Annotated in this window: 14 protein-coding genes; 8 read left to right on the forward strand and 6 right to left on the reverse strand. The window is 70.3% G+C overall.

What is annotated here, in order from left to right; genetic code table 11:
• Positions 1-117 precede the first annotated feature (117 nt).
• Positions 118-1,377, reverse strand: a complete 1,260-nt coding sequence (locus tag AC3IPY_RS01105) for an FAD-dependent monooxygenase (RefSeq protein WP_489186151.1) — start codon at positions 1,375-1,377, stop codon at positions 118-120.
• Positions 1,378-1,487: 110 nt separating this feature from the next.
• Between AC3IPY_RS01105 and AC3IPY_RS01110 the strand changes: the two genes are divergently transcribed.
• Complete coding sequence (locus tag AC3IPY_RS01110) at positions 1,488-2,063, forward strand: TetR/AcrR family transcriptional regulator (RefSeq protein ID WP_489186152.1); 576 nt, start codon at positions 1,488-1,490, stop codon at positions 2,061-2,063.
• A gap of 4 nt (positions 2,064-2,067) precedes the next feature.
• Here the strand turns inward: AC3IPY_RS01110 and trhO are convergent, their stop codons facing one another.
• On the reverse strand, positions 2,068-2,976 hold the full coding sequence (gene trhO, locus AC3IPY_RS01115) for an oxygen-dependent tRNA uridine(34) hydroxylase TrhO (protein WP_489186153.1): 909 nt from the start codon (positions 2,974-2,976) through the stop codon (positions 2,068-2,070).
• A 199-nt stretch (positions 2,977-3,175) separates the two neighbouring features.
• Here trhO and AC3IPY_RS01120 point away from each other — a divergent pair, with 199 nt between their 5' ends.
• On the forward strand, positions 3,176-4,978 hold the full coding sequence (locus tag AC3IPY_RS01120; protein WP_489186154.1) for a glycoside hydrolase family 15 protein: 1,803 nt from the start codon (positions 3,176-3,178) through the stop codon (positions 4,976-4,978).
• Here the strand turns inward: AC3IPY_RS01120 and AC3IPY_RS01125 are convergent.
• Positions 4,959-5,597, reverse strand: coding sequence for a LysE family translocator (locus AC3IPY_RS01125; protein WP_489186155.1), 639 nt, complete (start codon positions 5,595-5,597; stop codon positions 4,959-4,961). The genes AC3IPY_RS01120 and AC3IPY_RS01125 overlap by 20 nt on opposite strands.
• An 88-nt stretch (positions 5,598-5,685) precedes the next feature.
• Between AC3IPY_RS01125 and AC3IPY_RS01130 the strand changes: the two genes are divergently transcribed.
• The 4 genes from AC3IPY_RS01130 (at position 5,686) to AC3IPY_RS01145 (ending at position 10,418) form a co-directional block, all read left to right on the forward strand.
• Positions 5,686-6,735, forward strand: coding sequence for an enoyl-CoA hydratase/isomerase family protein (locus tag AC3IPY_RS01130; protein ID WP_489186156.1), 1,050 nt, complete (start codon positions 5,686-5,688; stop codon positions 6,733-6,735).
• A gap of 9 nt (positions 6,736-6,744) precedes the next feature.
• Positions 6,745-8,280 (forward strand): MmgE/PrpD family protein, encoded by a 1,536-nt coding sequence (locus tag AC3IPY_RS01135; RefSeq protein WP_489186157.1) that lies wholly within the window; start codon positions 6,745-6,747, stop codon positions 8,278-8,280.
• 130 nt (positions 8,281-8,410) lie between these two features.
• Positions 8,411-9,556, forward strand: coding sequence for a bifunctional 2-methylcitrate synthase/citrate synthase (locus AC3IPY_RS01140; protein ID WP_489186158.1), 1,146 nt, complete (start codon positions 8,411-8,413; stop codon positions 9,554-9,556).
• 256 nt (positions 9,557-9,812) lie between these two features.
• Positions 9,813-10,418, forward strand: a complete 606-nt coding sequence (locus tag AC3IPY_RS01145) for an acyl-CoA thioesterase (RefSeq protein ID WP_489186159.1) — start codon at positions 9,813-9,815, stop codon at positions 10,416-10,418.
• Here AC3IPY_RS01145 and AC3IPY_RS01150 read toward each other — a convergent pair.
• On the reverse strand, positions 10,415-11,509 hold the full coding sequence (locus AC3IPY_RS01150) for an AI-2E family transporter (RefSeq protein WP_489186160.1): 1,095 nt from the start codon (positions 11,507-11,509) through the stop codon (positions 10,415-10,417). The genes AC3IPY_RS01145 and AC3IPY_RS01150 overlap by 4 nt on opposite strands.
• 4 nt (positions 11,510-11,513) lie before the next feature.
• On the reverse strand, positions 11,514-12,053 hold the full coding sequence (locus AC3IPY_RS01155) for an SRPBCC family protein (protein WP_489186161.1): 540 nt from the start codon (positions 12,051-12,053) through the stop codon (positions 11,514-11,516).
• A 65-nt stretch (positions 12,054-12,118) separates the two neighbouring features.
• On the opposite strand from AC3IPY_RS01155, the gene AC3IPY_RS01160 reads away from it, so the two are divergent.
• Positions 12,119-12,481 (forward strand): hypothetical protein, encoded by a 363-nt coding sequence (locus AC3IPY_RS01160; RefSeq protein WP_489186162.1) that lies wholly within the window; start codon positions 12,119-12,121, stop codon positions 12,479-12,481.
• Positions 12,482-12,566: 85 nt separating this feature from the next.
• Here the strand turns inward: AC3IPY_RS01160 and AC3IPY_RS01165 are convergent, their stop codons facing one another.
• A complete protein-coding gene (locus AC3IPY_RS01165) occupies positions 12,567-13,046 on the reverse strand; it encodes a winged helix-turn-helix transcriptional regulator (RefSeq protein WP_489186163.1) in 480 nt (159 codons plus the stop codon).
• Between the two features lie 119 nt (positions 13,047-13,165).
• Here AC3IPY_RS01165 and AC3IPY_RS01170 point away from each other — a divergent pair, with 119 nt between their 5' ends.
• On the forward strand, positions 13,166-13,525 hold the full coding sequence (locus AC3IPY_RS01170; protein ID WP_489186164.1) for a DoxX family protein: 360 nt from the start codon (positions 13,166-13,168) through the stop codon (positions 13,523-13,525).
• The last annotated feature ends 8 nt before the right edge of the window (positions 13,526-13,533 follow it).

The following is a 13,533-nucleotide window of genomic DNA, read 5'->3' on the forward strand; positions in this document are numbered from 1 at the left end:
CTTCAGGTCGCCCACTCGATCTGTGTGTGCGGCGCGGAGTCGTTCCGGGGCGGGTCGCCGACGGCGGGGCGGGGTCGCCGACGGTGGGGCGGGGCGGGGTCGCCGACGATGTGGCGATCACCGGGCCTCGACACGCACCGCCGGCGCGATGACGGGCAGGGGGATCTCGGCCTGGTTGGCTGCGAACATCCTGCGCACGATCGGCCGTGCGAGCCTCGACAGCATCACCCCGGTCATCACGCGTGACATCACGGCCTCGAACCGGTTGGCCGGAACCATCCGCTCGATGCCGCCGCCCATGAGCTGCTTTCCGGCCTCGGCGAAGGGCACGATGTCGCTCGCGTACCGTCGTGCGGCGCCGGCCGGGTCGGCGGGCGTCTCGGCGAGGCGCGCGGCGAGCAGGTACGCGCCGATGAGCGCGGTCGCCGTGCCCATGCCCGACATGGGCGAGCCGCACGAGGCGGCGTCGCCGATGAGCACGACCCGTCCGCTCGCGGCCGCGGGAACGTCGATTCGCGCGAGCTCGTCGAAGGTGAAGTCGGATGCCTCGGACATGGCCTCGAGCGCGGCCGGGCCGTGCCATCCGATGCCCTCGAGCGCTTCGCGGATGAGTGCCTCCTGCGCGGCCCGGTCGCCGCGCAGGGCGGGGTCGCGGTCGACGCGCAGCGTGAGGATCGCCTTCGACGTCGTCGGGTCGAGGTCGGGGCGGATGCCGAGCGTCGCGCCGGGCACGAACCGCATCGCGAACCAACCCGGCTCCGCGTCGGCGGGGGTCGGCATCGTGAAGAAGGCCATGTAGCCGCCGAGATAGGTCGAGTAGCGCTCCTCTGGGCCGAAGGCGAGCCGCCGGGTCGCGGAGTGCAGGCCGTCGGCGCCGACGACGAGGTCGAACCGCTCGGGCGCGGCGTGCTCGAAGGTGACGTCGACGCCGTCGGCGTCGTAGGCGAGGGCGCTGATGCGGTCGCCGTAGCGCAGGTCGAGCAGGCCGGGGGCGGCCGCATCCGCCGCCGCGAGCTCATCGAGCAGCACGGCGTCGAGGTCGCCGCGGGCGATCTCGATCTCGGCGACCGCGCCCTTGCCGTCGAAGTCGGCCATCGACATGCGCCCGAACACGCGGCCGCTGCCGTTCACGTAGGCGAGCCCGAGCTCGTGCAACTGACGCGAGCGGATGCCGCGGAGCAGCCCCATGCGCTCGACGACCTCTCGGCTGGCCCCACGGAGGTCGACGGCCTGGCCGCCCTGGCGAGGCGCGACCGCCAGCTCGACGACGGTGGTGCGGATGCCGCTGCGGACGAGCTGCAGCGCGAGCGCGTGCCCGGCGATGCCGCCGCCGGAGATGAGGATGCGCGGGGTGGGGTTCGAGGTTGCGGCGTTCATGGGTTCCGGCCCTTCAGGAGGAGTTGCACGTTTGTCTTGCACATATGTCTAACAGGCATTGGAACGGATGTCTAGTACATATGTCTCAGACGTTCGAGTAGTCTGGAGCCATGGGAAATCGTGAGGACCTGCTCGCCGGCGCACGCAAGGTGATCGAGGAGCGTGGGGTCGCCAGGGCCACCGCCCGCGACATCGCCACCGAGGCGGGAGTGAGCCTCGCCGCCATCGGCTACCACTTCGGCTCGAAGGAGCAGCTCATCACCGAGGCGCTCATCGATGCGCTCGACAACGCGATCGGCGACGGCATGGGTCGGCTCATCCGCGAGGGGAGCGGTCAGCCCCTGCTCGACGCCTTCGCCCACCTCTGGAACGGCATGCCGGCGATCTACGCCGACAACCGAGGCGCGCTGCTCGCGAGCCTCGAGAACACGTTGCGCATCGTGCGCGAACCCGACGCGCGAGACCAGATGAGCGGCGCGGTCGACGGCGCGTTCACGGGCATCGCCGAGGACTTCGCAGCCGCGCATCCCGACCTCGGCGAAGACCGGGCGCGCGCGCTCGCCGAGCTCAGCTTCGCGATCGTGCAGGGACTGGCCATGGTCTGGCTCCTGAACCCCGAGGGCACGCCGAGCGGCGACCGCCTGGCCGAGGCCGTGCGGGTGCTCGCCGCGCCGCCTGCCGGATAGCTCGTTACTCGGCCGTCGCCGGCGCACCGGCGTGCACGGCGCATTCGGCCGTGTCGCACGACTCGCAGACGACGAGCTGCGTGCGGCACGAGGCATCCGTGCAGTTGACGGTTCGCTTGGTCGCCGCGCCGCAGACCGCGCAACTGCCGATCACGGCCGCGTGGTCGCTGAAGTCGATCGAGCCGCGGCCGTCGAAGACGTAGAGCGACCCGTTCCAGAGCCCGTCGTCGCCGAAGCGCTCGCCGTAGCGCACGATGCCGCCCTCGAGTTGGTAGACCTCGCCGAAGCCGCGGCTCGTCATGAGGCTCGAGAGCACCTCGCAGCGGATGCCGCCCGTGCAGTAGGTGACCACTGGCCTGCCTTTGAGCTCGTCGTACTCGCCCGAGTCGAGCAGTTCGACGAAGTCGCGCGTCGTGTCGACGTCGGGCACGACGGCGCCGGCGAAGCGCCCGATCGCGGCCTCGAGCGCGTTGCGCCCGTCGAAGAACACGACGTCGTCGCCGCGTTCGGCCACGAGCTCGTGCAGCGCGTCGGGGCTGAGCCTCGCGCCGCCGCCGACCACGCCCGAGTCGTCGACGCGCAGCTCGCCCGGTGCGCCGAACGAGACGATCTCGTCGCGCACCTTGACGCTGAGCTTCGGGAAGTCGAGCGTCGCGCCCTGCTCGTCGAGGCCCGTGCCCTCGCTCCACTTGAAGTCGATGTGCTTGAACGCCGGGTACTCGCGCGTCTTGCGCACGTAGCGCTTGAGCGCCCCCATCTCGCCGCCGAGCGTGCCGTTGATGCCGTGCTCCGACAGCAGGATGCGCCCGCGCAGCCCCAGCGACTCCGCGAGGTCGCGCTGCCACAGGCGCACGGCGTCGGGGTCGGTGATGGGCGCGAAGGCGTAGTAGAGGAGGATCTTGGCGAGGGCCACCCCGAGATTCTACGAGCGGATGCCGAGCGGATGCCGCGAGCCGTCCGGGTGCCGACGGTGAGCGCCGCTACCCCGAAATTCTCCGAGCGGATGCCGAGCGGATGCCGCGAGCCGTCCGGGTGCCGACGTTGAGCGCCGCCACGGGGGTAACGTCCAACCATGAGGTCGAGCATGAGGTGCGAGCCGTGAGGTCCAGGGCATGAGCGGGTTCCCGCCGATCGAGGACTATGCGTTGCTGGCCGACGGCCGCACCGCCGCGCTGGTGTCGCGCGAGGGCGGTATCGACTGGCTGTGCCTGCCTCGTTTCGACTCGCCGTCGGTGTTCGCCGCGCTCATCGGCGGCCCCGATGCCGGGCACTGGGCGCTGCGCCCGACCGACGCCGCCGTCATGTGCACGCGCGAGTACGACCGCGGTACCTTCGTGCTGCGCACGCGCTGGCGGAGCCCCGACGGCGAGGCCGAGGCCGAGGTGGTCGAGTTCATGCCGCTGCGCCATCGGGGCTCTGCGATCGTGCGCCGCGTGCGCGGCATCCGCGGCGAGATGGAGTTCCGCGAGACCGTGCGGTTCCGCTTCGACTACGGGTCGGTCGTGCCCTGGGTTCGGCGCATGCACGACGACGGCCACGGCATCCTCGCGGTCGCCGGACCCGACTCGGTCGTGCTGCGCGGTCCGCGCCGCACCGCGAGCGACCACGCGCACGTCGTCGAGTTCACGGTCGCGGAGGGGGAGCACGTCGACCTGCGACTGTCGTACTCCCGGTCGTGGCGGCACCCGTCCGCCACTGCCGACGTCGACGCCGAGCTCGAGTCGACCATCTCGGGTTGGCGCGACTGGACGCAGCGGGCCGAACCGCAGACCAGGTACGAGCGCGAGGTCGAGCGGTCGCTGCTCGTGCTGCGGGCGCTGACCCACGAGGACACCGGCGGCATCGTCGCCGCGGTGACGACCAGCCTGCCCGAGCAGATCGGCGGGGAGCGCAACTGGGACTACCGGTTCGTCTGGCTCCGCGACGCCGCGCTCACGGTGCAGGTGCTCGTCGATCACGGGTACGTCGACGAGGCGCAGGTCTGGCGGCGCTGGCTCCTGCGCGCGATCGCGGGCGATCCGGCCGACCTGCAGATCATGTACGACGTCGGCGGCGGTCGCCGGCTCGGCGAGGTCGAGCTGCCCGAGCTGTCGGGGCACCGTGATTCACGTCCGGTGCGCATCGGCAACGCGGCATCCGAGCAGATCCAGTGGGACATCTTCGGCGAGGTCATGGTCGCCCTCGACCACGCGCGCGAGGCCGGGCTCGAGGAGTCGGCGTTCTCGTGGCCGCTGCAGCGCTCGCTGCTCGAGTTCCTCGCCGCGAACTGGCGGCGCCCCGACCACGGCATCTGGGAGATCCGCGGTCCGGAGCGGGCGTTCACGCATTCGCGCGTCATGGTCTGGGCGGCGTTCGATCGCGGCATCCGCGCCGTCGAGCGCCACGGACTCGAGGGGCCGGTCGATCGGTGGCGCGCGATCCGCGACGAGGTGCGCGCCGAGGTGCTCGCCCACGGCTTCGACGCCGGGCGCAACACGTTCACCCAGCATTTCGAAACGACCGAGACGGATGCCGCGTTGCTGCAGTTGCCTCAGGTGGGCTTCGTGGCGCACGACGATCCGCGCATGCTCGGCACGGTCGCCGCGATCGAGGCGGACCTGCTGCGCGGCGGACTGCTGCTGCGCTACCGCACCGAGAGCGGGGTGGACGGGCTCGACGGGTCGGAGCATCCGTTCCTCGCCTGCTCGTTCTGGCTCGTCGAGCAGTACGCGGCGACGGGCCGCATCGACGAGGCCGAGGCGCTCATGACCAGGCTGTGCTCGTTCGCGAACGACGTGGGCCTGCTGAGCGAGGAGTACGACGTGACGGCCGGAACGCAGATGGGCAACACCCCGCAGGCGCTGACGCATCTCTCGCTCGTGCGCGCCGCCGACGCGCTCGCCGCGGCGAGCGACCTCAGTGCTTCTGGCCGGTGAAGGCGAGCACCCCGCCGAGCCCGATGAGCATCACGCCGCCGCCGGCGGAGAGGTGCTCGATGCGCTTCGGCGACCGTGCGAACCAGGTACGGGCCGCGCTCGCCGCGATCGCCCACACGGAGTCGCAGGCGAGGGCGAGCAGGATGAACACGAGGCCGAGCTCGAAGAGCTGCAGTGGGATCGACCCGGTCGTGAACGACACGAACTGCGGCAGCACGGCCACGAAGAACGCGATCGTCTTCGGGTTCGAGACGCCGACCACGAACCCCTCGCCGAGCTGGCGCCGATGCGAACGGGGCGTCGCGCCGTCGGTGGCCGCGCCCGCGGCATCCGCTCGATGGCGGATGGCCTGCACGCCGAGGTAGACGAGGTACGCGGCGCCTGCGAACTTCACGATCGTGAAGACCACGACCGACTGCGCGACGATCGCGCCGACGCCCAACGCCACGGCGATCACCAGCGGGATCATGCCGATCGCGTTGCCGAGCACGCTGAGCAGGCCGCCGACGCGGCCGAGCGCGAGCGAGCGGCCGATGACGAAGAGCACGCTCGGACCCGGGATGACGATGAGCACGACCGACGCGACGACGAACGCCCAGAGCGACTCGATGGGGACCATCCGGCGATGGTACTCCCGTGGGTCTCGATACGCTCCGCCACTCGACCGGCGTCGCCACTCGACCGGCGAGCGAGAGTACGGTGGCACGGTGAGCGAGCACATCTCCGCGAGCGTGGCCGACGGGGTCGGCCACGTCACGCTCAACCGTCCGAAGGCGCTGAACGCCCTGAGCTACGAGATGATCCTCGCGCTCACCGAGGTGTTCGACGCGTGGCGCGAGGACTCCGAGGTCGCGGTCGTCGTGCTCGACGGCGCCGGCGACCGGGGACTCTGCGCCGGCGGCGACATCCGCGAGCTGTACGAGATGTCGACCGGCGGGCGGGCGGCCGACGCGCGCACCTTCTTCCGCACCGAGTATCGGCTGAACGCCGCGATCGCACGCTACCCGAAGCCCGTCGTCGCGATCATGGACGGCATCACCATGGGCGGCGGCATCGGCCTGGCCGGCCACGCCTCGATCCGGGTCGTCACCGAGCGCTCGCGGGTCGCGATGCCCGAGACCCGCATCGGCTTCACGCCGGATGTCGGCGGGTCGTGGCTGCTCGCGAGCGCGCCGGGCGAACTCGGCGTGCACCTCGCGCTGAACTCGCGCACCATGGACGCCGCCGACGCGATCCACGCCGGATTCGCCGACGCGTTCGTGCCCTCCGAGAACCTCCCGCACCTGCTGCAGGCGCTCGCCGAACGCGCCGACCCGGGCAGCCCGGCCGAGATCGTCATGCTCTTCGACGAGACGCCGGGCCCGTCGGCGCTCGCCGCGAGCCGCGACTGGGTCGACGCCTGCTATTCCGCGCCGACGGTCGCCGAGGTCATCGGGCGGTTGCGCGGGCGGAGCGAGCCGGATGCCGCGGCCGCCGCCGACGAGCTCGAGACCCTCTCGCCGACGGCCCTCACCGTGACCCTCGCCGCCGTGCGCCGCGCACGCACGCTGCTCCGCCTCGAGGACGCGCTCGAGCAGGAGTTCCAGCTCGTCTCGTGGTTCGTCGAGCAGCCCGACCTGCACGAGGGCATCCGCGCGCAGGTCATCGACAAGGATCGAAACCCGCGATGGGATCCGTCGACCCTCGCGGAGGTCGAGAACGACATCTTCGACCGTGTCGTCTCGGCGCAGGTGCACGAGCGGGTCTGGCCGGGATAGCGTGGCAGAGTGAAGACCCACCACCTGCGCACCCACCGGAGTGACGAGAACCTCGCGCGTGAGGGCCAGCTCGCCTGGCAGCTCGCGGCCATCGCGACCGATCCGGTCGAGCTCGACGACGACGTGGTCGACATGGTCGTCAACCGCGTCATCGACAATGCCGCGGTCGCGGCGGCATCCCTCGCCCGCGGCCCGGTCGTGTCGGCCCGCAGCCAGGCGCTCGCGCACCCGGTCTCGATCGGCGGCGACGGCGCCACCGTCTTCGGCGCCGATGCCGCGCGCCGAACGAGCCCCGAGTGGGCCGCGTGGGCCAACGGCGTCGCCGTTCGCGAGCTCGACTTCCACGACACCTTCCTCGCCGCCGAGTACTCGCACCCGGGCGACAACATCCCGCCGGTCGTCGCCGTGGCCCAGCACCTCGCCGCGACGCGCGGACTCACCGGGCGCGACGTCGTGCGCGGCATCGCCACGGGTTACGAGATCCAGATCGACCTCGCCAAGGCGATCAGCCTGCACGCGCACAAGATCGACCACGTCGCCCACCTCGGCCCGTCGGCCGCCGCGGGCATCGGCACGCTGCTCGGCCTCGATCAGGAGACGATCTTCCAGGCCATCGGCCAGGCCCTGCACACCACGACCGCCACGCGCCAGTCGCGCAAGGGCGAGATCTCCACGTGGAAGGCGCACGCCCCGGCCTTCGCGGGCAAGATGGCGGTCGAGTCGGTCGACCGCGCCATGCGCGGGCAGACGAGCCCCGTGCCCATCTACGAGGGCGAAGACGGCGTCATCGCGTGGCTCCTCGACGGACCGGATGCCTCCTACGAGGTGCCGCTGCCCGACACCGGCGAGGCCAAGCGCGCCATCCTCGACAGCTACACGAAGGAGCACTCGGCCGAGTACCAGGCGCAGGCCTGGATCGACCTGGCCCGCAAGCTCCACGAGGAGTACCCGCTCATCATCGACCCCGAGCTCGTCGAGTCGATCACGCTGCACACCTCGCACCACACGCACTACGTCATCGGCTCGGGCGCGAACGACCCGCAGAAGTACGACCCCGACGCCTCGCGCGAGACGCTCGACCATTCGATCCCGTACATCTTCACGGTCGCGCTCCAAGACGGCTCGTTCAACCACGAGACCTCCTACGACGCAGAGCGGGCGCACCGCGCCGACACGGTCGAGCTCTGGAAGAAGGTCTCCACGGTCGAAGACCCCGAGTGGACCCGGCGCTACCACTCGAACGACATCGCCGAGAAGGCGTTCGGCGGCAGGGTCGTCATCAAGCTCGCCGACGGCGGCGAGATCGTCGACGAGATCGCCGTGGCCGACGCGCATCCGCTCGGAGCCCGCCCGTTCGGCCGCGAGCAGTACGTGGCGAAGTTCCGCACGCTCGCCGAGTGGGTGCTCGAGGAGGCCGAGATCGAGCGGTTCCTCGACCTCGCGCAGCGCCTGCCCGAGCTCGGACCCGACGAGCTCGGCGGCCTGACCATCACGGCGGCGCCCGGCGCGCTCGTGAGCGTGGAGATCCCGACCGGGCTCTTCTAGGCGTCGGGCGGCTCGTCTCGACCCGACTCTCGCTGAATGGCAGCGCGGCACCCCCGCGCCCGGGCGGAGTCGTAGGCTGGGTGAGCGTGCGCACCGTGGCGCCGCCCCGCCAGCACTCACGAGGAGCACGATGAGCGACCAGCAGCAGGCACCCGAGATCTACAAGGGACTCGCCGGAGTCCCCGTCGACTACACGGCGGTCTCCAAGGTGAACCCCGAGACGAACTCGCTGCTGTACCGCGGCTACCCCGTGCAGGAGCTCGCGGCTTCCGCCACGTTCGAAGAGGTCGCCTACCTGCTCTGGCACGGCGAACTGCCCGACGAGCGCCAACTCGCCGAGTTCGAGACGCTCGAGCGCTCGCAGCGCGGCCTCGACCACGAGATCAAGCGCGTCATCGACGAGCTGCCGCTCACCGCGCACCCCATGGACGTCGTGCGCACGGCCGTGAGCGTCATCGGCGCCATCGACCCGAACACGGCCGACGACTCGCGCGAGGCGAACCTCGAGAAGTCCATCCGCCTCTTCGCGAAGCTTCCCTCGATCGTGTCCTACGACCAGCGGCGCCGGCACGAGCTCGACTTCGTGGAGCCCCGCGACGACCTCGGGTACTCGGCGAACTTCCTCTGGCAGACCTTCGGCGAACTGCCCGAGCTGCCCGTGGTCAGCGCGTTCGACGTGTCGATGATCCTCTACGCCGAGCACTCGTTCAACGCGTCGACGTTCACGGCCCGCGTCATCGCGTCGACGCTCGCCGACCTCTACTCCGCGGTCACCGGCGCGATCGGCGCGCTCAAGGGTGCGCTGCACGGCGGCGCCAACGAGGCCGTCATGCACACCTTCGAGGAGATCGGCCCCGGCGAGGGCGGCGCCGAGCGCGCGGTCGAGTGGCTCGACGCGGCGCTCGCCGAGAAGCGCAAGATCATGGGCTTCGGACACCGCGTGTACAAGAACGGCGACTCGCGCGTGCCCACCATGCGCGACGCCCTCGAGCGCATGGTCGAGTACTACGACCGTCCCGACCTGCTCGAGCTCTACACCTCGCTCGAGGCGGCCATGGGCGAGCGCAAGAACATCAAGCCGAACCTCGACTACCCGGCCGGTCCGACGTACCACCTCATGGGCTTCGACACCGAGACCTTCACGCCGCTGTTCGTCGCATCCCGGGTCACCGGCTGGACGGCGCACATCATGGAGCAGAACGCCGCGAACGCGCTCATCCGCCCGCTCTCGGTCTACAACGGCCCAGACGAACGGCACGTCCCAGAGGGTCGCTGACTCGCGGCGCGCCGCGGCGCGCCCGCACTCCGACCCGGTCCCGGGGCATTCCGACACTGATGCTCCAGCGGGGTCAGTGTCGGAGCTTCGGAGCGGCCTCCCACGTCCGCGTCCGCGATGGCCACCGACGCGCTCGGTCGGGCGAGGTTCCCGCATCCGCACAAGCGCGCCCCGCGGCATCCGCTCGCGCACTGTGGCGACCCGCCAATGATGGGGAATCGACCACAGAACCGAAGTACAGTCGTCGACTATGCACATGTTCTTCCGCACGCTGCTGCACGTGCTGTTCCTCGCGCGCCGCAAGCCCGACCTCGAGCACTACGAGGTCGCGCGCACGGACTTCATCACGCTGCCCACTGATCTCGACATCAACCGGCACATGAACAACGGCGTGTACTTCTCGATCATGGATGTCGCGCGCTTCGACATGCTCGTGCGCAACGGCGTCTGGCGCATCATGCGCGAGAAGGGCTGGTACCCCGTGGTCGCGAGCGAGACGATCACGTTCCGCAAGTCGCTGCAGCTGTGGCAGCGGTTCACGATCGAGTCGCGCATCCTCGGCTTCGACGAGAAGGCCGTGTACGTCGAGCAGCGCTTCGTGCGCCCCGGCGCCGACGGCCGGCCCGAGGTCTACGCGACGGGCTTCATCCGCGGACGGTTCCTGCGCAAGAGCGGCGGGGTCGTGCCCGTGCCCGAGCTCATCGAGGCGTTCGGCACCGTCGAGGGCGACGGCCTGCCCGAGTGGATCGAGCGTTGGGGGGCGGATGTCGCGCTGCCGGCCACGCGCGCCGAGGCGCCGTCGATCTGGGCCGACGCCGAGCCCGAGGCATCCGCCGGTCGAGGCCGGAACCGGAACCGCTAGAGCCGCGCCTGCTTCGGGATCACGATCTCGCGGATGATGAGCAGGATGCCCGCCGAGATCGGGATCGCGACGAGGGCGCCGAGCAGGCCGAGCAGCGTGCCACCCGCGAGTGCCGAGATGAGCACGATGGTGCCCGGCACCTGCACGGCCTTGCCCATGACCTTGGGCGTGAGCACGTACGCCTCGACCTGCATGTAGACGAGCATGAAGATGAGCACGACGATGCCCGCGGTCGGCGAGACCAGCAGCGAGATGATCGTCATGAGGATCGTCGTCAGCACGGTACCGATGAGCGGGATGAGCGTGACGAAGAACGCGACGACGCCGATGACGAGCGCGTAGGGCACGCCCACGATCACGAGCAGGATCGTCGAGTAGGTCGCGTTCATGAACGCCAGGATGACCATGCCGCTGAGGTACTTGCCGACCGAGAGCATGATGCGTTCGGCGAGGTCCGAGATCTGGGCCCGGTTCGACTTGCGGATCAGGGTGTAGCAGGCCTGCTTGGTGCTGTCGAGCGTGGCGATGAAGTAGATCGAGAGCACGAAGACGAAGAAGCCGGTCGAGATCGCGCTGACGACCGAGGCGCCGAACGCGAGTGCGCCGCCGCCGATCGTGGCCCAGAGGTTCGGGTCGGTCAGCGCGTCTTGGATGACCCCCACGATCGACGCGAGCACGCCGTTCGTCGCCTCGTTGACCCGGTCGTACCAGCCTGAAGCCTGCGCCTCGGCGACCATGTTCGGGATGTTCTTCACGAGGCTGACGGCCTGTCCGACGACCGGCGGCACGAGCACCCACACGATCGCGACGGCAACGCCGACGAAGAGCAGGATCACCACGACGATGGCCGCGCCGCGCTTCATGCCGCGCCGCTCGAACCAGCGGATGAGCGGGTCGAGGCCGAGCGCGACGAACGCGGCGATGAACACCGAGAGCAGCACGCTCTGCAGGTTCGCCACGGCGATGCCGAGCAGGATCGCGAGCAGCACGCCGAGCGTGACGATGAAGCCCCACCTCAGCGGATGGTTCGCGAAGAACGACCCGTTCGACTCGGAGGGGTCGCGCCGACGCATTCGCTCTGCCGTGTTCACGGCGTCAGTCTAGGGGTGCGGATGCTCCGACCGGTCGGTTCCTCGCGGGAGAAGTCGGGATCACGAGTTCGCGGTAGTACCGCGAGAACGCCGGGTAGTACGTCTCCCACTCCGGATGCGGCGCTCGGTTGCGGGCGGCGATGAGCCGGTCGAGGTAGTAGTCCCACCCGGGGCCGATGCTCGCGGCGTCGTCGGCGTCCTTCACGAGCTGGCCCAGGGTCAGCGTCGTCATGCCGCCGCCCTCGACGAGATGGCAGAACACCCGCACGCCGGAGGGGCCCGAACCGGAGTCCGCGGTGAACCGGTGCGGTGCGTCGCATTCGAGGATGCTGACGTTCATCCACTCCGCGCCCTCCTCCGTCATCTGGAAGCGCACGCCCCCGGTCGACGGCCGGCCCGTGTAGGTGCCGATCCAGGACTTCATCGCGGTCGGGTTGGTGAGGCTGTACCAGACGTCTTCGATCGGGGCGTGGAACAGCCGGTCGAACTGCAGGTACAGCCCGTCGGCCTTCAGCAGGTAGTGTCCGGTCGGTTTCGCGGTCATCATCGCCCCCAGTCGCTTGAACTTCAGGCTAAACCCGCGCGCGTCGAACGACTAGAGTCGGACGCATGAGTTCGAAGGCGCAGCAGCACGAAGAGGCGATCAACGTCACCGATGGCAAGTCCGGTCTGTGGGGGTTCCTCGCGGGCCTCATCGTCGCGGCGTTCATCGCCGTCCCGCTCTCGGGCGCATTCGCCTTCGCGACCCACCCCCACTCGCAGCAGCTGTTCTCGGGCCGCCTCGACGAGGCCAGCCAGGGCGGCTACACCGCGTTCTGGTGGATCGTGACGATCTTCCTCGCGGCGCTGCCGTTCCTCGTGGGCTACGCCGTCGCGAACCTCTCGGTCAAGTCGCTCTCGATCGTCGGCGCGATCGTCGTGCTGTTCGTGATCGCGGCGCTCGTGCTGGGCCAGCTCTTCCTCGTCGTCTAGCCGCTCGTCGTTCAGCCGCCCGTCGGCCGAGTAGGCGCGCCAGCGCCGTATCGGGACCCTCGGGCCTCGAGCCGACAGGCCGGGGTCAGTCGCGCGCCGCGTCGAAGGCGTCGCGCGCGTCGGTGATGCTCGCGTGGTTGCCGGAGGCCCACTCGACGAGCCCGAGCACCGGCAGGGCGAGCGAGCGACCGAGCTCGGTCGCGGCGTACTCGACCCGCGGCGGGATCTCGGGGTAGCTCGTGCGGGATACGAGCCCGTCGCGCTCGAGGTTGCGCAGGGTCTGGGTGAGCATGCGGTGCGAGATGCCGTCGATGCTGCGCTGCAGTTCGGTGAAGCGCAGCGGTCCGTCGTGCAACCGGCGGATCACGAGCAGGCTCCACTTGTCGCCCACGCGCGAGAGCACGTCGCGGATGATGCGCGCCTCGCTGCTCTCGGCGCCGCAGGGATCGATCGGCGTCGCCGAGCACGCGCCGGGGGCCAGCGTGGCGTCGAGGCGAAGGGTCGCGGCATCCGTCATCGTCTTGGGGCCTTCCGGGTGGTCTGTCGGCTGTGCGTCAGGGGTCACGCACCTCGAGGTGCGTGACGCACGGTGAAGTGCGCGGCGGTGCTGGGTTAGAGTAACCGATCGTGCGTCACGCACCGATCGTAACCGACTTCCCTGAAGCCCCCATCATAGGAGAACCCATGACCATCGCCCTCTGGATCGCCACCGGGCTGCTCGCCCTCGTCTTCCTCGCCGCCGGAACCGTGAAGACCCTGACCCCGCGCGAGAAGCTCGTCGAGAAGATGGGCTACATGGAGGACCTCTCCGACGGCCAGGCGCGCGCGGTCGGCATCCTCGAGTTCCTCGGCGCGCTCGGGCTCATCCTGCCGGCCGCGACCGGCATCCTGCCGTGGCTGACGCCGGTCGCCGCGTTCGCCCTCGCCCTCACGATGGCCGTCGGCACGGGTCTGCACATCAAGCGCCACGAGACCGCGCTCCCGAGCATCGTGCTCGGCGTGTTCTCGCTGCTGGTCGGGTTCGGCTGGGTCTTCCTCGGCTGATCTCTCGA

This window comes from Agromyces sp. GL_144 (assembly GCF_057834305.1).

Coding starts and splice junctions, on each gene's coding strand:
- AC3IPY_RS01105 (WP_489186151.1), bottom strand. CDS start 1,377: ATGAACGCCGCAACCTCGAACCCCACCCCGCGCATCCTCATCTCCGGC.
- AC3IPY_RS01110 (WP_489186152.1), top strand. CDS start 1,488: ATGGGAAATCGTGAGGACCTGCTCGCCGGCGCACGCAAGGTGATCGAG.
- AC3IPY_RS01120 (WP_489186154.1), top strand. CDS start 3,176: ATGAGCGGGTTCCCGCCGATCGAGGACTATGCGTTGCTGGCCGACGGC.
- AC3IPY_RS01125 (WP_489186155.1), bottom strand. CDS start 5,597: ATGGTCCCCATCGAGTCGCTCTGGGCGTTCGTCGTCGCGTCGGTCGTG.
- AC3IPY_RS01140 (WP_489186158.1), top strand. CDS start 8,411: ATGAGCGACCAGCAGCAGGCACCCGAGATCTACAAGGGACTCGCCGGA.
- AC3IPY_RS01145 (WP_489186159.1), top strand. CDS start 9,813: ATGTTCTTCCGCACGCTGCTGCACGTGCTGTTCCTCGCGCGCCGCAAG.
- AC3IPY_RS01155 (WP_489186161.1), bottom strand. CDS start 12,053: ATGACCGCGAAACCGACCGGACACTACCTGCTGAAGGCCGACGGGCTG.
- AC3IPY_RS01160 (WP_489186162.1), top strand. CDS start 12,119: ATGAGTTCGAAGGCGCAGCAGCACGAAGAGGCGATCAACGTCACCGAT.
- AC3IPY_RS01170 (WP_489186164.1), top strand. CDS start 13,166: ATGACCATCGCCCTCTGGATCGCCACCGGGCTGCTCGCCCTCGTCTTC.